23 protein-coding genes are annotated in these 24,277 nt (G+C 63.5%); 20 read left to right on the forward strand and 3 right to left on the reverse strand.

Translation table 11 applies throughout. The annotated features are described in order from the left end of the window. The first annotated feature begins 2 nt into the window (after positions 1-2). From rpoZ to metK, 5 genes are all read left to right on the forward strand, one after another. Complete coding sequence (rpoZ, locus tag M3G19_RS00645) at positions 3-314, forward strand: DNA-directed RNA polymerase subunit omega (protein WP_076599411.1); 312 nt, start codon at positions 3-5, stop codon at positions 312-314. Positions 315-573: 259 nt separating this feature from the next. Next, entirely contained in the window at positions 574-1,275 is a 702-nt protein-coding gene (locus M3G19_RS00650; RefSeq protein WP_259899872.1) for a DUF3558 domain-containing protein, read from the forward strand. A 163-nt stretch (positions 1,276-1,438) separates the two neighbouring features. Further along, a complete protein-coding gene (locus tag M3G19_RS00655) occupies positions 1,439-3,061 on the forward strand; it encodes a hypothetical protein (protein WP_259899873.1) in 1,623 nt (540 codons plus the stop codon). 24 nt (positions 3,062-3,085) lie between these two features. Further along, positions 3,086-4,336 carry a bifunctional phosphopantothenoylcysteine decarboxylase/phosphopantothenate--cysteine ligase CoaBC gene (coaBC, locus tag M3G19_RS00660; protein WP_259899874.1) on the forward strand — a complete coding sequence of 417 codons (1,251 nt, stop codon included), beginning with the start codon at positions 3,086-3,088 and terminating at the stop codon, positions 4,334-4,336. A gap of 102 nt (positions 4,337-4,438) precedes the next feature. Next, positions 4,439-5,653 (forward strand): methionine adenosyltransferase, encoded by a 1,215-nt coding sequence (metK, locus tag M3G19_RS00665; RefSeq protein WP_259899876.1) that lies wholly within the window; start codon positions 4,439-4,441, stop codon positions 5,651-5,653. Here metK and M3G19_RS00670 read toward each other — a convergent pair. From M3G19_RS00670 to M3G19_RS00680, 3 genes are all read right to left on the reverse strand, one after another. Continuing rightward, positions 5,650-6,618 (reverse strand): hypothetical protein, encoded by a 969-nt coding sequence (locus M3G19_RS00670; RefSeq protein WP_259899877.1) that lies wholly within the window; start codon positions 6,616-6,618, stop codon positions 5,650-5,652. The genes metK and M3G19_RS00670 overlap by 4 nt on opposite strands. Next, positions 6,619-7,005: a hypothetical protein gene (locus M3G19_RS00675; protein WP_259899878.1), complete on the reverse strand. Its 387-nt coding sequence runs from the start codon at positions 7,003-7,005 to the stop codon at positions 6,619-6,621. A 103-nt stretch (positions 7,006-7,108) separates the two neighbouring features. Continuing rightward, entirely contained in the window at positions 7,109-8,047 is a 939-nt protein-coding gene (locus M3G19_RS00680; protein ID WP_259899880.1) for a polysaccharide deacetylase family protein, read from the reverse strand. A gap of 160 nt (positions 8,048-8,207) precedes the next feature. On the opposite strand from M3G19_RS00680, the gene M3G19_RS00685 reads away from it, so the two are divergent. From M3G19_RS00685 to gap, 15 genes are all read left to right on the forward strand, one after another. Next, positions 8,208-10,235 carry a primosomal protein N' gene (locus tag M3G19_RS00685; protein WP_259899881.1) on the forward strand — a complete coding sequence of 676 codons (2,028 nt, stop codon included), beginning with the start codon at positions 8,208-8,210 and terminating at the stop codon, positions 10,233-10,235. A gap of 29 nt (positions 10,236-10,264) precedes the next feature. Next, entirely contained in the window at positions 10,265-10,765 is a 501-nt protein-coding gene (gene def, locus M3G19_RS00690) for a peptide deformylase (RefSeq protein WP_259899883.1), read from the forward strand. 26 nt (positions 10,766-10,791) lie between these two features. Then, the gene (gene fmt / locus M3G19_RS00695; protein WP_259899884.1) at positions 10,792-11,718 is read left to right on the forward strand and encodes a methionyl-tRNA formyltransferase; all 927 of its coding nucleotides are present in this window, start codon (positions 10,792-10,794) and stop codon (positions 11,716-11,718) included. After that, the gene (locus M3G19_RS00700; protein WP_396121720.1) at positions 11,715-13,214 is read left to right on the forward strand and encodes an RsmB/NOP family class I SAM-dependent RNA methyltransferase; all 1,500 of its coding nucleotides are present in this window, start codon (positions 11,715-11,717) and stop codon (positions 13,212-13,214) included. The genes fmt and M3G19_RS00700 overlap by 4 nt, the downstream gene beginning before the upstream one ends. Positions 13,215-13,223: 9 nt before the next feature. Continuing rightward, positions 13,224-13,886, forward strand: coding sequence for a ribulose-phosphate 3-epimerase (gene rpe / locus M3G19_RS00705; protein WP_259899892.1), 663 nt, complete (start codon positions 13,224-13,226; stop codon positions 13,884-13,886). 1 nt (position 13,887) lies between these two features. After that, positions 13,888-14,931 carry a bifunctional diaminohydroxyphosphoribosylaminopyrimidine deaminase/5-amino-6-(5-phosphoribosylamino)uracil reductase RibD gene (ribD, locus tag M3G19_RS00710; protein ID WP_259899894.1) on the forward strand — a complete coding sequence of 348 codons (1,044 nt, stop codon included), beginning with the start codon at positions 13,888-13,890 and terminating at the stop codon, positions 14,929-14,931. Next, entirely contained in the window at positions 14,931-15,524 is a 594-nt protein-coding gene (locus M3G19_RS00715; protein ID WP_259899896.1) for a riboflavin synthase, read from the forward strand. Before ribD ends, M3G19_RS00715 begins: the two co-directional genes overlap by 1 nt. A gap of 5 nt (positions 15,525-15,529) precedes the next feature. Next, positions 15,530-16,777: a bifunctional 3,4-dihydroxy-2-butanone-4-phosphate synthase/GTP cyclohydrolase II gene (locus M3G19_RS00720; protein ID WP_259899897.1), complete on the forward strand. Its 1,248-nt coding sequence runs from the start codon at positions 15,530-15,532 to the stop codon at positions 16,775-16,777. A 55-nt stretch (positions 16,778-16,832) separates the two neighbouring features. After that, positions 16,833-17,351 (forward strand): 6,7-dimethyl-8-ribityllumazine synthase, encoded by a 519-nt coding sequence (ribH, locus tag M3G19_RS00725; RefSeq protein WP_259899898.1) that lies wholly within the window; start codon positions 16,833-16,835, stop codon positions 17,349-17,351. A 119-nt stretch (positions 17,352-17,470) separates the two neighbouring features. After that, positions 17,471-18,025, forward strand: coding sequence for a PH domain-containing protein (locus M3G19_RS00730; protein ID WP_259899899.1), 555 nt, complete (start codon positions 17,471-17,473; stop codon positions 18,023-18,025). Between the two features lie 11 nt (positions 18,026-18,036). Continuing rightward, positions 18,037-20,118, forward strand: coding sequence for an excinuclease ABC subunit UvrC (uvrC, locus tag M3G19_RS00735; protein WP_259899901.1), 2,082 nt, complete (start codon positions 18,037-18,039; stop codon positions 20,116-20,118). A 26-nt stretch (positions 20,119-20,144) separates the two neighbouring features. Continuing rightward, positions 20,145-21,029, forward strand: coding sequence for an RNase adapter RapZ (gene rapZ / locus M3G19_RS00740; RefSeq protein ID WP_396121721.1), 885 nt, complete (start codon positions 20,145-20,147; stop codon positions 21,027-21,029). 19 nt (positions 21,030-21,048) lie between these two features. Further along, positions 21,049-22,047, forward strand: coding sequence for a uridine diphosphate-N-acetylglucosamine-binding protein YvcK (yvcK, locus tag M3G19_RS00745; RefSeq protein ID WP_259899905.1), 999 nt, complete (start codon positions 21,049-21,051; stop codon positions 22,045-22,047). Between the two features lie 66 nt (positions 22,048-22,113). Then, the gene (whiA, locus tag M3G19_RS00750; protein ID WP_259899907.1) at positions 22,114-23,085 is read left to right on the forward strand and encodes a DNA-binding protein WhiA; all 972 of its coding nucleotides are present in this window, start codon (positions 22,114-22,116) and stop codon (positions 23,083-23,085) included. Positions 23,086-23,256: 171 nt separating this feature from the next. After that, positions 23,257-24,267 carry a type I glyceraldehyde-3-phosphate dehydrogenase gene (gap, locus tag M3G19_RS00755; protein WP_259899909.1) on the forward strand — a complete coding sequence of 337 codons (1,011 nt, stop codon included), beginning with the start codon at positions 23,257-23,259 and terminating at the stop codon, positions 24,265-24,267. Positions 24,268-24,277 lie beyond the last annotated feature (10 nt).

Genomic DNA, 24,277 nt, shown 5'->3' on the forward strand with positions numbered 1-24,277 from the left:
GAGTGAGCAACGTGACCAACGATCTTGCTAATTCGGCGGAGACCGCCGACGTCAACGAGCAGGTGTACGACACGCCTGAAGGCATCACGGCCCCGCCTATCGACGAGCTGCTGACCAAGGTGTCCTCCAAGTACGCCCTGGTGATCTTCGCGGCCAAGCGTGCCCGCCAGATCAACAGCTACTACCAGGAGCAGGACGAGGGCGTGTTCGAGTTCATCGGCCCCCTGGTCACTCCGCAGCCGGGCGAGAAGCCGCTGTCCATCGCCCTCCGCGAGATCGAGCACGGTCTCCTGGAGCACGAGGAAGGCCAGTAAGGCTTCCCCCCCCATTTTCACCCCCGCAAAAGCGGGCTACGCGACTAGTTTTTGGTCCGTAGCCCGCTTTTTCTTGTCTTCCGCCCCTCCTTTGTATCCCTCTGACCTGCGGTTTTGGTCGCGCCGATCCCGATGTCTACTGAAGTAGACATCGTTTCGTTTTATTTTTGCTTGACTCATGTAATCCTTGTGTCTGTCGGCCAGCACCACTACGAACACAGGCGACATCCACCGCACTGGGGGGACGGAGGAAATGGGAATGTCACGGCGCACGACGCATAGTTGGGGGACTACGTCTGCCCGCGCATTCCTTGCCGCTTGGGGGGCTGTGTTGGTAGCGGTGCTGGCCGGCTGCTCGTCGGGAGGATCCCTCACGGTGAATCCCGCACCCGCTCTCAACTCCGCTGTCGCCGAGACCCAGCACCCATCCGCTGAATCCGACGTCAGCTCATCCACCGCACCAAACCCAACCACCCCATCCGAAGACGACCCACCCGCCTTCCACTTCGAAAGCGGCGACGTTGTCCTCGGCGACTTCGTCTACGACGACGTCAAAGGCAACATCTTCAACCCCTGCGAAGAAATCTCCCCCGAGGAGTTTGCCCGCATCGGGTTTGAGACGGAGGGGGAGAGTAAGCGGTCGGAAACTAAGGACATCTACTCGTGCTTCTTGGATAAGCCTGGTGATACTAGCGGACTGAGCTATGTCGTGATCGGTGGATCAGCCAATCTCATGATGGCGGTCGATCAGGGCGCAATCGTCGAAACTGGCGTTTCAGACGTAGTCCCGAGTGTCTACTCTTACGGTCCGATCGGCGTCGAAGCCGATATCTGCTACGCCGCGGTTGATACAACCCGGGGTCAGTTCGCCGCAGCAGTTGGGGGTATCGAAAATGTCTACGACCATGACGAACTCTGTAATCGTTCCATCGAAATACTAGAAGCGCTTTACCAAATATAGGCAATTAATCGGGGGGAAAATGAGACTTGAGACAAGTGATGTACAAAGTGCTACTGCCAAACTCGTAGACGCTAGGGAGAAATTGTCGAATACTTTTTTCCCATTAACTAGCGTCGGCATCAGAAGCTTTTCTGCAGTATCTGGTCTGGACGAGTCAGGCTCGATGCACAGTACTATTCGATCCGATAACGAACCTGAAGCGACGAAAGGGCTGGCGCAGCATCTTGCCAATGCCGTCGACCTCCTCACCGCGCAGCTGACGGGCTATCAGATGGCGGACAACAGCTTCGCGGATGTGCTGGGGAATGTCGGGCAATCGGTGATGGGGAAGAGCCTGGAGGCGGTCATCGAGAATGTCAGTACGGAGCAACCTACGGTGAACAACTTCACCGCGACGAATCCGGTGGCGGGAAAGCCGTTCAGCTTGGACACGTTGAATACGGAGTTGATTGCTACTGACGTGGCGTCGATGTCGGGAATGTCGACGGACTGGGCGGATACGGCAGCAACGATCGGGGAGGCGCTGTCATACATTCCTGGTGCTATCGCCGACCTGCAGGGGTCGTCGGAGACCGAGTCCATCGCGAAAGCGATCGAGAATCTCGGGCAAATCGAGACTGCGGGCGGCGAATACATGGCTAATGCCAGCGCGCTATCCACGCACACCGCGAGTTTGGTCACAGTGACCGAGGCGAACGCACTCCAAGTCGCGGCGGCGCTCGCAGTAGCGCGCGCGATACCGAATGCGAGTCTGGCCAAGACATTCGAGGAAACTTTCCTGACTGCATTCTCACCGAAGCTCACCACCGAGCTCGTGCCAGTGACACCGCTGTTCACGCAGCTGTTGCCAGAGTTGGGTGCGCCGAATGGCAACGGAACTAATCAGTCGGGCACGCCCGGGTCGGGAACACCGACGTTTGAGGACACCCCGCTGCCGAAGATCGTGCAGCAGGCGCTGTCGAATGCCGGCTACCGGGATCTGGCCTACGCGTCGACACCGAGCCAAGTCGTCGAGCAGTTCGGTCGGCCGAACCCGGATATGCTCCAGTCCATCGCGGCGGGAGCGACACCGACGCAGGCAGCAACAGCGGCTGCACCATCAATGCCGCCGTCACTGACAGGTCTCACTGGTGGTGGTGCTGGCGGTGGTGTCGGAGCAGGTGGTGGTGCTGGTGCTGGTGCAGGCTTGCAGGGCATGGGCCAACTGGGCTCGCTGGGAGCCGGTGCAGGAACCGGACTTGCTGGTGGCGCTAGTGCTGGTGCTGCTGCAGGGATTGGCCCTGGTGGTTCGGGCGGTTTTGGCGGTCCGGCGATGGCACCGCTGGGCGGTGCGGGCCGAGGGGCAGCAGGTAGTGCAGGTGGGCTTGGTAGCGCACTTGGCGGCGCACGTGGTGGTGCGGGCCTATCCGGCGCTGGGGGCGGTGGTCGCCTGGGTGGTGTCGGTGGTGTTGGTGCTGGCGCTGGCACGGTTGCAGGACCGATGGGAGGATTCGGTGCTGGATCTGGTGCGGGCATGGGCACTGGCGCTATCGGCCAGGGCGGCAATGCGTTCGTCGGTGGGGGACAGGCAGGTAACGGTGCAGGCGCGCGTGGGGCGGTAGCCGGCGGGCCGGGCATGTATGGAGCTGGTCATCGCGGGGCAGGCGCGAAAAGCGGCAAGCGGGGAAAGGTGCAAGCCGTGACATCGGCGGTCGAGCGTGAAGGAAACCTGAAAGCACTGCTTGGTGAGGCACCTGAAGTGGTGCCCGGGGTCATCGGGGACTGGGTCCGGCAGCCCCGGACCTAACGGTGGTGGGTAAGCTCGGGGGCCATGAGCCCAGAGCCCAGTGAGAACACGAAAACACCCCGCAATGTCGTCGTCGGAGTCGCGGGCGGAATTGCCGCGTACAAGGCATGCCACCTCGTCCGAGAGTTCACCGAGGGCGGCGATAGCGTGCGCGTTGTGCCGACGCCGGCGGCGCTGAATTTCGTTGGGGCGGCGACGTTCGAGGCATTGTCAGGTCACCCGGTGGACACCGATGTGTTCTCACGCGTGGACGAAGTGCAGCACGTTCGCGTGGGCAAGGACGCGGACCTCATCGTCATCGCGCCGGCGACCGCGGACACCATCGCGCGGATCGCTGCGGGACGGGCGGACGATCTGTTGACGGCGACTGTGCTGGTGGCTACCTGTCCGGTCGTGCTGGCGCCGGCGATGCACACGGAGATGTGGGAGAACCCCGCCACGCAGGACAATGTGGCGACGCTGCGCCGTCGCGGCATCGTGGTGCTGGAACCAGCGCACGGACGTTTGACTGGGACGGACACTGGGCCGGGGAGGATGCTCGAAGCCGCGCAGATCGCCGAGATGGCACGCACCGTCCTCGAGACCGGTTCGTTCGGTCTTTCGCTGCAGGGCAAGAAGGTCGTCATCAGCGCCGGCGGCACGCAGGAGAATATCGACCCTGTGCGCTATATCGGCAACCGGTCGTCCGGGCGCCAGGGCTTCGCACTGGCCGACATCGCAGCCCACCGCGGGGCTGATGTCACGATCGTGGCTGGCGACACCGATGCACTGGACACACCGCCAGGAGCGGAAATCATCAAGGTGCGGTCGACGCGCGAAATGAAAGAAGCGGTGGACCAGGCAGCAGCGGACGCGGACATCGTCATCATGGCGGCGGCTGTGTCCGACTACCGGCCGGAGAATGAAGCGGACTCGAAACTGAAGAAGGGCGAGTCCGACGATGCACTGGCCACCCTGCACATGGTGGAAAACCCGGACATCCTCAAAGGCCTCGTCGAAAAGCGCGATGCGGGCGAGACCACGGCGACGATCGTGGGCTTTGCTGCTGAGACGGACAACCCGCTGGAATACGGCAAGGCGAAGCTGGAGCGCAAGGGCGCAGACCTGCTCATGGTCAACTCTGTCGCCGGTGGTGCGGTATTCGGTGAATTGCGCAACAGCGGTTGGCTGATCGGCAAGGGCGGGGACGTCGAGGAAATTCCGGACGGTCCGAAGCACGTGGTAGCTGCGCGGATCTGGGACGGAATCGAAGCGCTTTCTTTAAACAGACAGTGAGGTTGTCTTTTTTAGACAGCTTGGTCTATTGTTGTGTGGGTGCCGCGTACGACGCGTGTCACACAGAGAGACAGCCGTCTAAAACAAAGGACCGATTTCGCGATGACTGACCCCTTCTACCGCCTCTTCACCAGTGAATCCGTTACCGAAGGGCACCCCGATAAGATCTGCGACGCAATCTCCGACACCATCCTGGACGACATGCTCGCCCAGGACCCGTTGTCGCGCGTGGCCGTGGAAACGATGGTGACCACCGGACAGGTTCATGTCGTCGGCGAGGTGACCACGAAGGCGTACTCGAATATTGCCAAGCTCGTGCGCGATAAGCTCGTCGAGATCGGGTTCATCTCCTCCGAGGTCGGCTTCGACGGCCGTACCTGCGGCGTGAATATCTCCATCGGCGACCAGTCCGTTGAGATCTCTGACGGCGTCACTGATTCGCTCGAAGTGCGCTCGAACACTTCAACCGGGGAAGAGGACCAGTCCGGTGCCGGTGACCAGGGCCTGATGTTCGGTTACGCCACCGACGAGACCCCGGAATTCATGCCGCTGCCGATCTCTACCGCGCACCGACTCTCACGCCGCCTCACCCAGGTGCGCAAAGAGGGGGTTGTTCGGGGCCTGCGCCCGGACGGCAAGACGCAGGTGACCTTCGCTTATGACGGCGACACCCCCGTGTATCTCGACACCGTCGTCATCTCTACCCAGCACGACCCAGACTTCACCGGCGCTGAGCTAGAGGCCGCCCTGCGCGAGCACGTCCTCGAGTGGGTGCTTGAGGATGCCGGGCTGGCTCACTTCCTGACACCGGACACCAAGCTGCTGGTCAACCCGTCCGGTTCCTTCGTGCTGGGCGGCCCGATGGGCGATGCGGGCCTGACAGGACGCAAGATCATCGTGGACACGTACGGCGGCATGGCCCGCCACGGCGGCGGCGCCTTCTCCGGCAAGGACCCGTCAAAGGTGGACCGCTCCGCCGCGTACGCGATGCGCTGGGTGGCGAAGAATATTGTCGCAGCAGGCCTAGCTAAGCGCGTGGAGGTCCAAGTCGCTTACGCGATCGGTCGTGCGACCCCGGTCGGCCTGTATGTGGAGACCTTCGGCACCGCAGTTGAAGGCCAGACCAACGAGACGATCCAGCAGGCAGTGGAGAAGGTCTTCGACCTGCGCCCGAGCGCAATCATCCGTGAACTGGATCTGCTCCGCCCGATCTACTCGGATTCCGCCGCCTACGGCCACTTCGGCCGCACCGACGTGGACTTCCCGTGGGAGGCACTGGACAAGGTCGATGACCTGAAGTCGGCTGCCGGGCTCTAATCCTTCGGCCGGTAGGGGTTCGTCTCCTCGGCGGAATCCCCTTCGGTTCGTCCAGGATGCTCACGCGTGCTGGACGGACTCGTCTCCGCTGTGTCGGCGGAGGCGCTTTTTTCGCGCCATTGCTCTTTTTCTGCCTCCGACTTTCGGTAATTGCGCAGTGCGATGATTCCCACAACAATGCCGACGACGATGGGCACCCAGATTTTCGTGTACTCCATCATGAGCTGCACCCATTCGGGAAGCGGCGGCAGCGACGGCAGATTGGGGAGATCGATATTCGGTGTCGGCAGCGTGACCCGAGGAAGATCAGGCACAGGCAGGTCGACATGGGGCAGCGTGAATTCAGGCAGCTCCCAGTCCGGCATGAACTGTAATAGCCAGTCCAAAAATCTACCGATCAGGGGGCTCAAGACAAGCACGGCGATGGCCCAGCCGGATTTACCGAGTCCCTCGATGATGGGAATCGCTGTGCGCCGGACGGGGCTGGACTGCATCATCGCGCGGCGCCGTTCGCCGCGCGAACCAGCAGGCGGATCGAATTCGACGACCGTCGAGCCCTCACGGAATTCAATCTGCAGGATGTCCTTGAAGGTGTTCACCTGCAACCGCAAGTGCGGCTTGGAGCGGTCGGTGCCGAAATTGGCGAAGAGCTCGAGCTTGTCTTTCTTGCCCGGACCGCGCAACGGAATCCGGTTAGAGCCTTGCTCGATTCCGTCGTACTGGTGCTGCACCTGGCCGTCGACAAGCACCTGCATGCGCAGCGGCGGATTCTTTCGGAATTCGCCGAGACGCGTCCACGGTTTCGCGTCGGCGGGTGCGCGCTCGCCGGCGTCCGGGTCATCTTTGAATTTCTCCGGAGGTTCGCCCGGCCAATCGGGGTCGGCGGCGAGGAAATCTTTGTCGAAGCCAGAGCGCACCTCGATGCGCCCGTAATCGGGATGGTCGAGTACCCAGGTCTCTAGCACTTAGTCATCATCCCCTGCGGTTCCCGCCAAAAGCCCCGCAAGATAGTCGAAGGCGGCGGCGATGATTATCACGCCGATAAAGTAAATGACGGTTCCGTCGTTGAAGTACAGCAGCTTCGCCGCCATGAAACCCACACCCGCCAGGAACGGCAGCGACCATGTGGGGCGGAACGTCCAGCCGTCGATGAAGCCGAACAAAGCAGCGGTACCCAAGATCAGTCCCGCGGTTGGGGCGCCGGCGTTTTCTTCGCCGACAGCCGGAATCAGCACCAAAGGGCCGAGCAAGTACACCGCGAACATCACATACGGGGTGACCTTTTGCCAGCCTCGACGCTTGGGTTTTCCGTCATTTTGCTTATCGACGAACACCGCATCCGATTCACTCATGCCCCGAACTTATGCGATCGAAAATGTAGATTCAATGCGACTGGCCGTGTGATCGAGCACACGGCCAGAAAGAAGCAATGGGGTGGGTGAGGGGAGCGATTCGTTATTCGGCCCTGGTGTAGGTGCGACCCGGCTCCGGCTGGATCATCTCGTCCAAGGTGACTGGGCGGAGACCCTTCGCACGCAGGCCGTCAATGATGCAGGCGGCGGCATCCACGGTGCTGGGGTGGATATCGTGCATGAGAATGATCGAGCCTGCCTGGGCATTGTCCACGGCATTGCGGCAGGTGATGTCCGCATTGCGGTTCTGCCAGTCGGCAGTGTCCACGTCCCAGAGTGCCAGCGCCATGCCACGTTCACCGGCGATAGCGGCGACACGGTCGTTCGTCGCGCCGTAGGGCGGGCGCAGCCAGTGCGGCTTGGTTCCCAATGCCGATTCGATGGCACGGCTGGTCTCGTCGAGTTCGCGGCCGACTCGATCCTCGGGGATCGCGTTGAGCTGCGGGTGGTTGTACGAGTGATTGGCTACAAGGTGCCCCTCATCGCGCTCGCGGCGGAGAAGGTCAGGGAATGCGTCAGCATTAGTGCCGATCGTGAAGAATGTCGCCTTGACATCCTTGCTCTTCAGAATGTCGAGCAGACGCGGCGTGGTTTCCGGCGAAGGGCCGTCATCGTAGGTGATCGCCACGGTGTTCGTGCATGCAGGCGGGGTCTCCGGTGCTGGCTTCTTACGGCCATTGGTGTCGAAGCACATTGAGGGCTCCTTCGGCAGCGGCTGCGTGCGCGGATGCGGGGTCTGCTGAACCGGGCGGAGACCCTCCGGGATCGCCTTCTTCATGTCGGGCGGCAGAGCGTCGTATGCCTGGCGCATACCGTTTTCAACACCAGAGGAGATGTTGTGCGACACCTGCGAACTCAACGCGGCAGGATCCGGATCCAGTGAGGGACCCGGATTAGCCGATAGCGGCCCAGCGGTTGCGGGACCAGCCAGTAGGACGGTGGTGATCAGAGCCAACGAAGAAGCGATAACGGAGCGTTTCACAGCTTAAAGCGCACTTTCCAACGACGAACGACTGAAAACGACTTGATTATGCGTCTCGCGCACTTTTTTGGCAAGCATTTACACGCGATTTTCAGGGTAAAAGTCCAGGTAACAAATCGGTCACGATGATGTGGTCGCTGCGGCCGTTACACTTTGGTGCATGTCAGGAAGCTCCAACAGCACCCCCGCCGCGGCCAACCCGGTCGCGCACGTGCTGCCACTTTTGGGGTTGCCGCATCTGGACCGTGGCTTCGACTACCTGGTGACCGAAAGTCAGTCGGCTGATGCCCAACCGGGGGTGCGCGTGCGCATCCGTTTCGCGGGCAGGCTCGTCGACGCACTGGTGCTCGCGCGCACCGCTGAGTCGGACCACGACGGCAAGCTCCGTTTTATCGAGCGTGTGGTCTCGCCGGAGGTGGTCTATCCCCGTCAGATGCGCGAACTCGTAGATGCGTTGGCCGACCGTTATGCCGGGACCCGCTCCGACATCATCCGTTCCGCGATTCCTGCCCGCCACACCAAAGCCGAGTCGACGGACACCGCAACGCCATGGGAGGAGCTCGGCAGCGTGGAAGAACCAGACCTGTCGGGGTGGAGCGCTTATTCCCACGGCGAGTCGTTTGTCGATGCGGTGGTCGGCGGAACCGTCGCCCGGGCTGCGTGGCAGATCGCGCCTGGTGATGACTGGGCAGATGCTCTGTCCGCACTGGCCGCTAAGATCGCGGCCGACGGTGCTGGAGTGCTCATTGTCGTGCCGGACCAGACCGATGTGGACCGAATGCACGCGGCACTTCGGCAGGTTGTGGGGCCGCGCCAGATCACCACTCTCACTGCCTCGCTCGGCCCGCAGGCACGCTACAGCCGTTTCCTTTCAATCCTGCACGGCCAGGGGCGTCTGGTCGTCGGTACTCGTTCCGCTGCGTTCGCGCCGGTGGAGAATCTGCGGCTGGCAGTGGTCATGTTCGACGGTGACGATTCGCTCGTGGATCCCCGTGCCCCGTACACGCATGCTCGGGAAGTGCTCACAACACGGTCCGCGGTGGAGAAATGCTCGCTGATCATCGGCGGTCATGCTCGCACCGCCGAAACGCAGCTCTTAGTCGAGTCCGGTTGGGCGCACGATCTCATCGCCCCGCGCACGAGCCTGCGAACGCGCTCACCACACATTCACGCCGCTGGCGACAGCGATTTCGAGCTGGAGCGCGATCCCCGTGCTGGCGCTGCACGTCTTCCATCCGTCGCTTTCGAAGCGGCGCGGCGCGCGCTCAACGCTGAAAAGCCAGTGTTGTTCCAGGTGCCCCGGGCCGGGTACGTCCAGTCTTTGGCGTGCGGGAACTGCCGTGCCCCCGCACGGTGCCGCGCGTGCAACGGTCCACTCGGACTGCCGTCCGGCAACGAAGCCGCCGCACCGACGTGCCGGTGGTGCGGGCGAATGGACAGCGCTTATGTGTGCGCGAATTGTGGTTCGCACCGTTTGCGCGCCGTGGTCGTGGGAACGCAGCGCACGGCGGAAGAACTGGGACGTGCCTTCGCGCCCCAAAAAGTAATTGCGTCATGGGGCGAGCGCATTCACACAGAAGTGGAGGATAAACCGGCGATCGTCGTAGCCACTCCCGGCGCCGAGCCGCGAGTCGCCGACGGCGGTGCCTACGGCGCCGCGATTCTGTTGGACACTTGGGCGTTGCTCGGCCGGCCAGACCTTCGCGCCGCGGAGGAGACCATGGCGAAGTGGATGGCGGCGGCCACGCTGGTCGCTCCGCATGGCAAAGGCGGGGAAGTGGTCGTGGTCGCTGATGCAGCACTTCCCGTCGTCCAGCACCTGATTCGCTGGGATGCAGCAGGTCATGCGGCAGTGGAGCTCACCCAGCGGCGCGAGGTGCGCTTCCCGCCGGCTGTGCACATGGCAGCAGTGGATAGCCCGCGGGAATCGCTGAACGATTTTCTCGATCACATTGACCTACCCGCAGAAGTAGACATTCTCGGTCCCGTCGATCTTCCCGCCGGCGTGGACCTGCCCGGTGAATGGGATCGCCGTACCGCCGGGCAGGCTCAGCGCGTCCTCATCCGCACTCCTCTGTCCACGCGCACAGCGCTAGGCAAAGCGCTTCGCGCGGCAGCGGTGAACCGCGCGACCCGCAAGCAGGATCTGCCATTGCGGATCCAGGTGAACCCGATGCACATCGGCTAGCGCTCGTGCGCCACGTAGACTGGGCTGCCATGACCGTCCGTCCCATCAGGATCTTCGGTGATCCGGTTTTAAACACGCAGGCCGCCCCCGTCGAGCTTTTCGACGACGCGTTGCAGCGCCTCGTCCACGACATGCTCGAGACCATGGACGAGGCCGGCGGCGTCGGATTGGCCGCCAACCAGATCGGTTTGACCAAGCGGGTCTTTGTGTACGACTGCGACGGCATGCGTGGCGCATTGATCAACCCGGAATGGACACCGATCGACGACATGGTGCAGATCGGCCCGGAAGGCTGTTTGTCGATTCCTGATCTGCAGGCTGATGTGGCACGCCACGAGACGGTGGTGGCGACCGGCCGGGACGAATTCGGGCGCCCCGTGACGTTGCGCGCCAACGGTCTGCTCGCACGCTGCATCCAGCACGAGACTGACCACTTGGACGGCGTGCTCTTCTTGCGGCGGCTTGAACCCGAGGTGCGGAAAGAAGCAATGCAGATGATCCGCGGTATGGATTGGTTCACGGGCGAGTAGCGAGCGAGTAGGAGGAAATAAGACACATGCGTGTGGTTTTCGCGGGAACACCGGAGCCGGCGGTGGTGGCGTTGGAGAAGCTCATCGCCTCGGAGCATGAAGTGGTGGCGGTACTGACGCGCCCTGACGCTAAGAAGGGGCGCGGTCGCACGTTGCACCCGTCGCCGGTGAAGGCCCTGGCGCAGGAACACGGGATCGAGGTTCTCACCCCGGAGAAACTCAAAGGCAACGAGGAGATCAAAGCCGAACTTGAAGCCCTCGCGCCCGACGCGATTCCGGTCGTGGCATACGGCAACCTCATTCCGGAGGATTTCTTGGACATTCCCACGCACGGGTGGGTGAACCTGCACTTCTCGTTGCTTCCGCGTTGGCGCGGTGCCGCGCCGGTCCAAGCGGGCATCCTGCATGGCGACGAATACAGCGGGGCGACGACATTCCGCATCGATGCGGGCCTGGATACCGGCGATATCTTGCTGCAGGAGCCGGAGCGCATCGAGCCGAGTGACACGGCGGATGACCTGCTGACCCGGCTTGCTTATTCCGGTGGCGATCTACTCGTGCGCACGATGGACGATCTCGCTACCGGGCACGCGACTTTCACTCCGCAGGAGGGGGATGCGACGTATGCGCCGAAGATCAGCAAGGACGACGCCCGGATCGACTGGTCCGCTCCCGCCGTGGAGATCGACCGTGCGATCCGCGCATACACCCCGGGGCCCGGTGCGTGGACCACGCTGGACGGGGACCGTGTCAAGGTCGGGCCTATAAGCATCGATTCCACCGCCGAGAAACTGGCGCCGGGGCAGGTCGCTGTGAGCAAATCTGCGGTCCATGTCAGCACTGGCACCGAAGCTGTGGTGCTCGGCCAGATTCAGCCCCCGGGCAAGAAGATGATGGCCGCGGCCGACTGGGCTCGCGGTCTGCAGGACAATGAAGGGGTGGCATTCGAGTGAGCGGAGGTTTCCGGTCCCGCACCAAGCGCGCGAAAGAACAGGCTGCGCAAGAAGCAATTCACGGGGAGAAGAAACACTCGCCGAGGCGTGACGACGGCGCGCGTCGCCCCCGCCGAGCCCGCGATTCCCGCGATTCAGGCGAGCCCCGTGGCAGGAATGCCGGTGTCGGAAGTATCGGCGATCCGGCTCGCCAAGCCGCTTTCGACGCGGTGCTGCGGGTGGAAGTCGAGGATGCATTCGGCAATTTGGTCCTGCCTCAGATTCTCCGGGAGCGGAAGATCACCGGGCGCGACGCGGCATTCGCCACAGAGATCGCCTACGGCACGCTGCGCACGCTCGGTGTTCTCGACGCAGTGATCGCCAACTGCTCGTCCCGGCCGCTGGACGGTCTCGACCCGGCGGTGCTCACCGCTTTGCGCCTGGGCGCGTACCAATTGCTGTTCACGCGTGTCGACGACCACGCTGCGGTTGATACCTCAGTCCGTCTCGTTGCGGCCGCGGGTGCGGAAAAAGCGAAGGGCTTCGTCAATGGCATCTTGCGCACGGTGTCCCGCACGAGCGTCGAGAAGTGGATGGACAAGCTCACCCCGGACGGTGAGATCGCAGCCGTCGCGTTCCGCACGGCGCACCCGGAATGGATCGCGCAGTCTTTCGCCCGCGTCGTCGGGACTGACGAGCTGGAGGAAGCTCTCCAGGCCGACTCGCAGCGCCCGATCGTTCACCTTGTTGCCCGGCCGGGCGAGATGTCGGCAGAGGAGCTAGCGCTGGTCACAGGTGGGGAAGAGGGACGCTACAGCCCGTACGCCGTGTACCTCGACCAGGGCGGCGACCCAGGTTCGCTCGAGCCCGTCCGCGACAAGATGGCCGCTGTGCAGGATGAAGGCTCGCAGCTCATTGCCCGTGCTGTGGCCGAACTGCCTGTCGCCGACGATGGTGGACGCTGGCTCGACTTGTGCGCGGGGCCGGGCGGCAAGGCGGCGCTCATGGGCTCGCTGGCAGCTATCGACGGCGCGCGCGTTGACGCGATCGAAGTCAGCGCGACCCGCGCGGACCTGATCCGGAAATCCACCGAAGGAATGCCGGTGACGGTCCATGTCGCCGACGGCCGCGACCCGGGGCTCGAGCCGGGATATGACCGCGTGCTCGTCGACGCTCCGTGCTCCGGGTTGGGTGCGCTGCGCCGCCGCCCCGAGGCCCGGTGGCGCAAGAGCGAGGTGGACATCGCGGAGCTGACTAAGCTTCAGTCCGAGCTCCTAGCCTCCGCCGTGAGGCTGGCCAAGCCCGGTGGTGTCATCGTGTATTCCACGTGCTCGCCGGATGAAAGGGAGACGCGGGGGATCGTCGATAAGCAGCTTGCTGCAGGCGATACCGACGAGCTCGACGTGCGTGACGTGCTGCCGGAGATGGGCGATCTCGGCAAGCACTTGAGTGCCCAGATGTGGCCGCACCGCCACGGCACCGACGCGATGTTCCTCGCCGCCCTGAGAAAGCGATAGTCTGGGTTCATGATCTACATCGCCCCGTCGATCCTCGCCGCAGACTATGCCGATCTTGGTGCTGACGTGCGCAAAATTCCGTCCGCTGACCTGATCCACGTCGACATCATGGATGGCCACTTCGTGCCCAATCTCTCTTTCGGGCCCGACGTGACCAAAGCCGTCGACGGCGTGACTGACCAGTTCCTGGACATCCACATGATGATCGAGGAGCCGGAAATCTGGTTTGAGACCTATATCAAGGCTGGCGGCGACCGTCTCGTATTCCACATTGAGGCGGCCGATAACCATATCGCCGCGGCGAAACAGATCCATGACTTGGGAGTTCAGGCTGGATTCGCCATCAAGCCCGGCACCCCGATCGAGCCGTACCTCGACGACCTCGAGCATTTCGAGCAAGTCATGATCATGAGCGTCGAACCGGGCTTCGGCGGCCAGAAATTCATGCCTGAAGTGCTGAGCAAGGTCGCGGCCGCGCGCGAACGCATCGAAGAAGCTGGCTTATCGACGATTATCGGCATCGACGGCGGCATCGCCCAATCCACGATCGTCCTGGCTGCCGAAGCTGGTGTGGACGCCTTTGTCGCAGGCTCCGCGGTATTCGGCGCCGAAGACCCGGCCGAGGCGGTAGAGACCCTTCGCGCTCTCGCCACCGCGGCCTCCGAGCGTTAGCATGACCGCACGCTTTCACGCGGACATGTCTCCGGCTGTTCAAGCTGCGATGATCGCCGCAACGAATGCGGGCCAACGTGTCCGTGGAACGACGAGCCCGAATCCGCCTGTTGGCTGCGCGCTTTTCGACGACGCGGGCATCATCACCACCGGCGCTACCGAACCCGTCGGCGGCCGGCACGCTGAACGCGTCGCTCTCGATGCCGCTGTCGCAACCGCGCCCGAGCGTGTCCGCGGCGCATCGCTCGCCGTCACCCTCGAACCCTGCAACCACACCGGCCGGACAGGCCCATGCGCCGAAGCGATCATGAATGCAGGTGTCGCGCACGTCTATTTCGTTCACCGCGATCCACACCCGCTCGCGGCGGGAGGTGCAGAGCATCTCCGCGCCAGCGGAGTGCAGGTCACCGAAGTGAGCTACCCAGTCGACGGTCTCGAGCCGTGGCTCGACGCGACTGTGTACGACCGCGTGTCCGTCACCGCGAAATTCGCCGCCACTCTCGACGGTTTCACCGCTGCATCCGACGGCACGAGCCAGTGGATCACCTCCGACAACACCCGCCAGTACACGCATTTCGACCGGGCAATGCGCGACGCAATCGTCATCGGGACAGGCACCGCCATTGCCGACGACCCATCACTCACCGCCCGCGACCGCGACGGATCCCTCCTCGAGCACCAGCCGCGCAGGGTCGTTGTCGGCACACGGCCAGTGCCCGACGGAAACCTGACGCGCCTCGGCTTCGAGCAATACGCCACCCCACAGGAAGCCTTCGATGCCCTGTATGAATCCGGCGCCCGCGATGTCCTCGTTGAGGGCGGCCCGACGCTCATGCGCAGCGTGTTCGAGCTCGACGTCGTGGACCGCGTCCACGCCTACCTCGCGCCCATGCTGCTCGGCAGCGGACGGGGTCTGCTCGGCGGGCCACTCGCCGGCACGCTTGCCGACGCCCACCGCTTCGAGCTGTACGACGCCTTCTCCCTCGGAGACGACGCCGTCGTCGAATTGCGCCGCCCGCGACCACACGACAAGGAGAGCGACTAATGTTCACAGGCCTCGTGGAAGAAATCGGCACCGTAGAAACCCTTGAGCAGCTGGATAACGCTGTGCGCCTGACAGTGTCAGGCCCGACCGTCACTTCCGATGCGGCACCTGGTGACTCCATCGCCGTCGACGGCGTGTGCTTGACCGTCGTCGATCCAGTCAACGGAGCGTTTACCGCGGACGTGATGAAGGAAACGCTCGACCGCTCTCGGCTCGGCAGCTACGAGCCTGGTTCGCGCGTCAATCTCGAACGCGCTGTGTCCGTTGGCGCGCGCCTAGGCGGGCACATCGTCCAAGGCCACGTCGATGGAGTAGGCGAACTCATCTCCCGCGCGCCCTCCGAGCACTGGGACGTCCTGCGTTTCTCCTTGCCGTCGGCGCTTTGCCGCTACGTCGTTGAGAAGGGCTCCATCGCGATCAACGGCACCTCCTTGACTGTGTCAGCGGCGGGGGAGGACTATCTCGAAGTTTCCCTCATCCCGACAACGCTGCGGGACACCACTTTCGGAGAGCTCGTCGTGGGCGAGACCGTCAACTTCGAGGTCGACGTGGTGGCCAAATACGTTGAGAAAATGGTGGGGGTCTACCATTAGTCCTCATGACGGACACCCTGCGACTCGATTCAATTGAAGAAGCTGTTGCGGCGGTCGGCCGCGGTGAAGCGGTCGTTGTGGTGGACGACGAGGACCGCGAGAACGAGGGCGACCTGATCTTCGCGGCCGAGCACGCCACCCCGGATCTCGTCGCGTTCATGGTGCGCTATTCCTCTGGTTATATCTGCGTGGCCATGGAGGAAGAGGCAGCCACGCGCCTGGACCTGCCACCGATGGTCGCCGTGAACGAGGATGCGCGCAGCACCGCCTATGCCGTCACCGTTGACGCGGCTACCGGCACCACCGGAATTTCCGCCCGTTGCCGCGCGGAGACGATCCGCCGCCTTTCCGATCCAGCCCGCACCGCCGCTGATTTCACCCGTCCGGGCCATGTCGTGCCGTTGCGGGCCCGCCCCGGCGGGGTGCTCGTCCGTGACGGGCACACGGAGGCATCGGTGGACCTCGCGCGGCTCGCGGGGTGTCAGCCCGTCGGCGCGCTGTGCGAGATCGTCTCCGAAGACGACCCGACGGACATGGCCCGCGGTGACGAGCTTCGTCGCTTCGCCGACGAGCACGGCCTGAAGATGATTTCCATCGCCCAGCTCATCGCGTACCGCCGTCGCACGGAGCGCATTGTCGAGCGCGTTGTCTCGACGACGCTTCCCACCGAGTACGGGGACTTCACGGCGTACGCATACAAATCGCTTATCGACGCCTCCGAGCACATCGCCCTCGTCCACGGCGACGTTTCCGGCGGTGCAGACGTCCTCGTCCGCGTGCACTCAGAGTGTCTGACTGGCGACGTATTCGGTTCGCGGCGCTGCGATTGTGGTCCGCAGCTGCACGAGTCGATGAGGATCATCCAGGAGGCCGGCCGAGGCGTGATCGTCTATCTGCGCGGCCACGAAGGTCGCGGCATCGGACTGGCCGCGAAGCTACGGGCATACCGACTGCAGGAGGACGGCCTAGACACAGTCGACGCCAATCTTGAGCAAGGTCTTCCAGCTGACGCGCGCGAATATTCCGTCGCCGGTCACATTCTCGCTGACCTCGGCCTCGCCTCGATGGAGGTGTTGTCGAATAACCCCGCTAAGGTGGAGGCGTTGAGCGGTTACGGTCCGGTCGTTCTGGGCCGGACACGCGTGGAAATCGCGCCTTCGCACAGCAACATCAAGTACCTGCGGACCAAGCGAGACCGAATGGGACACGACCTCCCTGTAGTCAAAGAATGGGATAAGGCGCATGGCATCTAAGATGGGGTTGTACGACTCTTCGCCGAAGATGTTCGAAACTGATTAAGGAGCAACCATGATTTTCGGAGCGCCCGACACGTCACCGGATAAGATCGACGCGAAAGGCATGCGTGTTGCCGTCGTCGGAACCGAGTGGAACGCTGAGGTCGTGGATCACCTGATCCAACGCGCAGTGGAGCTGGCTGAAGCAGCTGGTGCTGAGGTCCATGTCTTCATGGTCTCCGGCGCAATGGAGCTCCCGCTCATGGCGCAGGCCGCGGCCAAGCGCTTCGACGCTGTGGTGGCTCTCGGCTGCGTCATCCGCGGCGAAACCCCGCACTTCGACTATGTCTGCCGTTCCGTCACCGACGGCCTCACCCGCGTCGCCCTGGACATGTCTGTCCCGGTCGGCAACGGTGTCCTCACTGTGGACACCTACGCGCAGGCGATGGACCGCACCGGCGGCCCGGACGCCCACGAGGACAAGGGTGCAGAGGCATTCGCCGCCGCTGTCGGCGCGGCCAAGGTCATGGAAGAAATCCAGCGCTTCCCGCTGATGAAGCTCACCCGCGGCGACGCTCACGACGCCTGGTAAAAAGACACCGCAGTAACAGGGCTGGCTTTCGCAGTCAGCGACACAGCGGCGGGGCACACGCGACCATGGCCCCGCCGCGCAGCACTTGCGCGAGAAAAGGAACGACAAAGGGGAGACACGTGGTCAACGAGGTAGCCAAGGCCGAAAACGGAGGCAACGAGCACATCCCTGACCGTGACCGCGATATTGCCCTTTTCAACGCACTCGACCCGCACGCGGTCACCTCGACCAAGCCGTGGGAAGTTGAAATCGTCTCGACATACCTGCGTCGCGTTGCTCTCGCCGCCGTCATCGTGATCATGGCTGCGCACATCTTCACGGGCGTGATGGTGGACGTGGAATTCACGGGAGCGGCGATCACGACCGTCGATAAGTTTGCTTTCCCGGCGATCGGGCTGATCCTGTCCGTGCTCGTGTGGCTGGCGCTCACCCGCCCGCGGGTCCGCGCGAACGAGGACGGGGTGGAGGTCCGCAATATCATCGGGACCCGCTTCTACCCGTGGGTCGTCGTCTACGGCCTGTCGTTCCCGCGCGGCTCACGCATGGCCCGCCTCGAACTCCCTGAATTTGAGTACGTCCCGCTGTGGGCCATTCAATCAGGCGATAAAGAGCGCGCTGTCGAGTCGGTGAAGGCATTCCGCCGTCTCGAGGCCCGCTACATGCCGGAAGACTAGGGGCAGCCGCTGTGGTCAACCCAGCTACCTACCGCCCCGCGCCCGGGACCATCCCCACTGAACCCGGCGTGTATAAATTCCGCGACGGCGCCGGACGCGTCGTCTACGTCGGCAAAGCGAAAAATCTCCGCGCCCGCCTGAACAACTACTTCCAGCCGCCGGAGCAGCTCCACCCGCGTACCCGCCAGATGGTGTTCACTGCCTCCAAAGTGGAGTGGACCGTCGTCGCTAGCGAAGTTGAAGCGCTCCAACTCGAATACACCTGGATCAAGCGGTACGACCCGTGGTTCAACGTCATGTACCGCGACGACAAGACGTACCCGATGCTCGCCGTCAGCGTGGGGGAGCGCTACCCGCGCGCGTTCTTCTACCGCGGACCGCGCCGCAAAGGCGTGCGCTATTTCGGGCCGTTCTCCCACGCCTGGGCCGTACGCGAAACGCTGGACCTGCTCACGCGAGTCTTCCCCGTCCGGACGTGCTCCAACGGCGTCTTCAACCGCCACGAGCAGCTCGGGCGGCCGTGCTTGCTCGGCTACATCGACAAGTGCTCCGCGCCCTGCGTGCAGCGTGTCGACGAGGCAGAGTACGACGAGATCGTCTCCGGCTTCATGGGATTCATGTCCGGCCGCACCGACGCTGTCGTCAAAGGCCTGACCAGCCAGATGATGGAGGCCAGCGAGAACCTCGAATTCGAGAAAGCGGCGCGGCTGCGCGACGATCTCGGTGCCGTCAACAAGGTCATGGAGCGCCAGACAGTCGTGCTCAGTATCGACACGGATGCCGACATCATCGCCTTCGACACTGACGAGCTCGAGGCCGCCGTGCAGATCTTCGCCGTGCGCGAAGGCCGGATCCGCTCGCAACGCGGGTGGGTCGTCGAGAAAACGGGAGATGAGCCGGGATCGCTCACACGGCTAGACGACGGCGAAGCTGATCCCGCCCTGCCCGCCCTCATGCAGAATTTCCTGGTGCAGCACTATTCCGACGCCGTCGAACGCATGGAGCAGGAAAAAGCCGAGGATGAACGGCTGGCTGCCAAGAAGGTCCGGCGCCGTGGCGTCGACCAGGAATCGCACGAGAAAATCCGCCCGCCGATGCCTGTCCCACGCGAAATTCTCGTTCAAGTGATGCCGGACGAACCGGAAGAGACCCGGGCGCTGTTGGAGCAGCTCCGCGGCGGCCCCGTCGAATTCCGCGTCCCGCAGCGCGGCGACAAAAAGGCACTCATGGAGACGGTTCAGCGTAACGCCAAGGAATCGCTGCGTCAGCACAAACTGAAGCGCGTCGGCGACCTCACCGCGCGATCGCAGGCACTACAGGACATTCAAGATGCCCTCGGCATGGATGACGCGCCCTTGCGCATCGAGTGCACCGATATCTCCCACATTCAGGGCACCGACGTCGTCGCCTCGCTCGTCGTCTTCGAAGACGGCCTGCCCAAGAAATCCGACTACCGCCGCTACCGCATCAAGGAAGCCGCGGGCGACGGCCGCAGCGATGACGTGGGCTCCATCGCCGAGGTGACTCGCCGGCGCTTCAAGCGCCACAACCAGGACAAGCTGGCCAACCCGGAGGACCCGGACCTCGACGAGACCAGCTTCACCGACGAGGAACTCGCCGACGCTTCCACGGAGACCACCGACAACAAGCGGTTCGCGTACCCGCCGCAGCTGTTCATCGTCGACGGCGGCAAGCCGCAAGTCACCGCCGCGCAGAAAGTCTTCGATGAGCTCGGCATTATCGACGTCACCCTCATCGGTCTCGCCAAGCGCCTCGAAGAGATCTGGGTGCCGGACGACGATGAACCCCTCATCCTGCCCCGCAATTCCGAAGGCATGTACCTGCTGCAGCAGATCCGCGACGAAGCGCACCGCTTCGCCATCACCTACCACCGGCAGCAACGCTCCAAACGCATGCGCGCTTCCGCCCTCGACGGGATCCCCGGTCTCGGTCCCGCTCGCCGCAGCGACCTAGTCAAACACTTCGGCAGCGTGAAAAAGCTTGAACAAGCCAGCGTCGACGACATCGCAGAAGTCAAGGGGATAGGTCCCAAGCTCGCGGAAACGGTGTACGAGCATCTGCGGAAAAGCTGACGTCGTCAAGCGTGCAATTGGATACGATGGGGCACATGACCACCCCAACTGAGCTGCGACCCGTCATCATCACGGGTCTTTCCGGTGGCGGGTTATCCACCGCCGCGAAAGTCTTCGAGGACAAGGGCTACTTCGTCTCCCAGAACCTCCCGCCGCAACTCATCCTCGAGCTCATGGACCTCGCGGCGCGCAAGGACTCGCCCGTGGACAAGCTCGCCGTCGTCACTGATGTTCGCGCCCGCATCTTCAAAGGCTCCCTGATGGAGATGATCAGTGTCGTGCGCGACCGTGGCTTCAACCCCTTCGTGCTCTACCTTGAAGCGCGTGATGATGTCCTCATCCGCCGCTTCGACAGCGTCCGGCGCACTCACCCTCTCCAGGGCGACAACCCCTTGAGCGTCGGCATCGCCCGCGAACGCGCCGAACTTGCCCGCGTGCGCGACACCGCCGACGTGATCATCGATTCCTCGAACCTGTCCATCCACGACCTGCGCCGCGCCATCGAAGCGTCCATCGGCGACCTCGACTCCGCCAAACAGCACGTCACCGTTCAATCCTTCGGCTTCAAGCACGGCTCGCCGCGCGACGCCGACCTCGTTTTCGATGTCCGCTTCCTGCCGAATCCCTACTGGATCGAAGAACTCCGCCACTTCCGCGGCGTCGATAAACCCGTCAGCGACTACGTGCTCTCGCGTCCTGGCGCCGGGGACTTCGTCGATGGTGTCGTCAAACTACTGACCTCTATGATGGACGGATACAAACACGAAGGAAAAGACTTCGTCACCGTCGGAATCGGCTGCACCGGCGGCCACCACCGATCCGTCGCGATTTCTGAGGAAGTCGGCCGCAGGCTCGCCCAGCAAGCTGGCCTCGACGTCTCAGTCATGCACCGCGACCTGCAGCGCCACTAGAAAGAACAGCAACCCGACCATGACCCAACTCCGCATCACCAGTCTCGGTGGCGGCCACGGCCTGCATCAGACCTTGATCGCCGCTAAACGCATGACCAACGCACAAGATGGCGACGGTTGCGACCCCGAGTCCTGCCGCGTCCATGCCGTTGTGACCGTCGCAGACGACGGCGGATCCTCCGGCCGTCTGCGCCGCGAACTCGCTGTCATCCCTCCCGGCGACCTGCGCATGGCCATGGCGGCGCTGACACCCGAAACTGACGACGGTGATCTCCGCCGCGACGCATTGCAGCACCGCTTTGGCGGAAACGGGGCCATGGCGGGGCACGCCGTTGGCAACCTCATCATCGCTGGCCTTACCGAAATGACGGGGAATATCCAGCAAGCACTCGATACCGTCGCGCGCTGGACGTCCGCTAAAGGACGTGTCCTGCCGGTCGCGCTCGAGCCGCTCGACATCGAAGCAGAAGTCGCAGGGCTTGACGACGACCCGCGTCTGATCCGTTCCGTCCGCGGCCAAGTCGCCGTCGCCACGACCCCTGGATCCGTCCGCCGCGTTCGCCTGCACCCGGATCATCCAGCCGCGAACCCGGAAGCGGTGGATGCAATCTTGAACGCCGACATCGTCACCATCGGTCCCGGGTCTTGGTTTTCCTCGGTGCTGCCGCACCTGCTCATCCCGGAGATCGTGGCGGCCTTGAACGAGACGAAGGCCACCGTCGTGGTGATCCTCAACCTCTCGCCTGAAGCGGGGGAGACCCCCGGTTTTTCCACCGAACGCCATATTCATGTTTTGAGCCAACATGCACCCGAGCTTCGTGTGGACATGTTCTTAGTCGATAACGGCACCGACCTGACTGCAGGGGAACGCAGCTATCTCACACGCACCGCCGACCAAGCTGGCGCGCGGATGGTGTTCGCGGATCTTCGCGAAATCGATGCAAAGGGTGAGCCCATGAACAGGCACGATCCGGACAAATTGGCAGCTGCCATCACGGCGGAACTCGACGGAAACTAGACTGTCGCACAGCTACCGGTTCATTCACGAAGCGTTGCTGGCACCAGGGAAAGGGAGAACTCTCACGTGGCGTTGACAGCGAAAGTCAAAGACGAATTGCTGGCGGTCACCCCGTCAGGGACGGACGCCCGCATCGCCGAGGCGACCGCGATGCTCCGCGTGGCAGGGGAGTTCACCCAGGGGCTGCACGGCATCGAGGTACGTGCCGATTTCGCCGAGCTCGCCGTGGCTGATCACCTCGCCACCACCATCCGCGACGTATGCGAGGTCGACGTGGCCGTCGACTCCGTTGCAGCTGGCAGCAATTCCCGCGAGACTCGCTACGAAGTCACCGTGACCGACGGCGCCCGCGATGTCATCCGCCGTTTCAAGCTCGTCACGGCCTCCGGGTACCCTGTCGTGGGGCTGCCCCGCACGATCATTTCCGGCACCACTGCCGAGGTCGAAGCTGCATGGCGCGGGGCATTCCTCGCGCGCGGTGCCCTCACCGAACCCGGCCGCACCTCCAATCTCGAAGTGATCTGCCCACGGCAGGAGACCGCCCTGGCGCTCGTCGGACTCGCACGTCGCCTGTCCGTGCCAGCCAAGACCAAAGAGACCCGCGGCACCGAGCGCGTCTTCGTGCGCGACGGCGACGCCATCGGCATCCTCCTGTCCCGCATGGGCGCACCCCGCACCCGCCTCGAATGGGACGAAAAACGCAAGATTCGCGATGAGCGCACCAGTGCCAGCCACCACGCCAATTTCGATGACGCGAACCAGCGCCGCTCCGCCCAAGCAGCCGCCGCAGCGGCCGCTCGCGTCGACCGCGCCATGAACATTCTCGGCGATGACGTGCCCGAGCACCTCGCCGATGCCGGCTACCTCCGCGTCAAGCACCGCCACGCCTCCCTCGAGGAACTCGGCCGGCTCGCCGACCCCCAGATGACCAAAGACGCCGTTGCCGGACGCATCCGCCGACTGCTCTCGCTCGCGGACAAACGCGCCGAAGAACTCGGCATCCCCGACACCCACGCTGCCGTCGACGAGGAAGCATAGTTCGCGCTCGGTGCCGTAACGGTGCTGGAAAGGTGGGGTACGCAGTCGTCGAAAAGCGACTGCAGGGGAGAGTCCAATTCTCTACACTGGGTTTCGGAGACCGCGAATTGACAAAGAAACATCGCACGGTCTAACAGAAGGAACCCAAACTCCCCGAAGGAGCACTCACACATGACCACTCGTATTGGCATCAATGGCTTCGGCCGCATCGGCCGCTCCGCGTTCCGCATCATCCTCAACGAGTACGCCGACGACCTCGAGGTCGTGAAGATCAACGATCTCACCGACAACGCCACCCTGGCTCACCTGACGAAGTACGACACCGCCTACGGCCAGATCGGCCGCGAGGTCACGTACGACGACGAGTCGATCACCGTTGACGGCAAGCGCATCGAAGTCACCGCCGAGAAGGATCCGGCAAACCTCGCATGGGGCGACGCCGACGTGGACATCGTGCTCGAGTGCACCGGCATCTTCACCAACGGCCAGAAGGCGAAGGCCCACATCGACGCCGGCGCCAAGAAGGTCATCATCTCCGCACCGGGCAAGGAGGTCGACGGCACCTACGTGTGGGGTGTGAACCACACCGACTACACCAACGACGCCACGATCATCTCCGCCGCGTCCTGCACCACGAACTCCCTGGCACCGGTGGCCAAGGTCCTCAACGACGCATTCGGCATCGAGCGCGGCCTGATGACCACGATTCACGCCTACACCGGTGACCAGCGCATCCAGGACGCGCCGCACAAGGATCTGCGCCGCGCCCGCGCCGCAGCACAGAATATCGTCCCGACGACGACCGGTGCCGCCAAGGCCGTCGCGCTCGTCCTGCCGGAGCTCGAGGGCAAGCTCGACGGCTTCGCGATGCGCGTGCCGACCATCACCGGTTCCGCGACCGACCTCACCGTCACCGTTGGCAAGGACGTCACTGTCGAGGAGGTCAACGAGGCAGTCAAGAACGCTGTGCAGGACACCGAGTTCGGTCGCGCGCTGGAGTACACCGAGGATCCGATCGTGTCCTCCGACATCATCGGTAACTCCCACGGCGCCATCTTCGATGCCGGCATGACCCGCGTCATCGACGGCAACCTGGTGAAGATCATCTCCTGGTACGACAACGAGTTCTCGTACACGTCCCAGTACATCCGCATGACCAAGCACGTCGCGGACAACCTCTAAACCACAACTT

The sequence above is a fragment of the Corynebacterium sp. p3-SID1194 genome, assembly GCF_025144155.1.
GTDB lineage: Bacteria > Actinomycetota > Actinomycetes > Mycobacteriales > Mycobacteriaceae > Corynebacterium.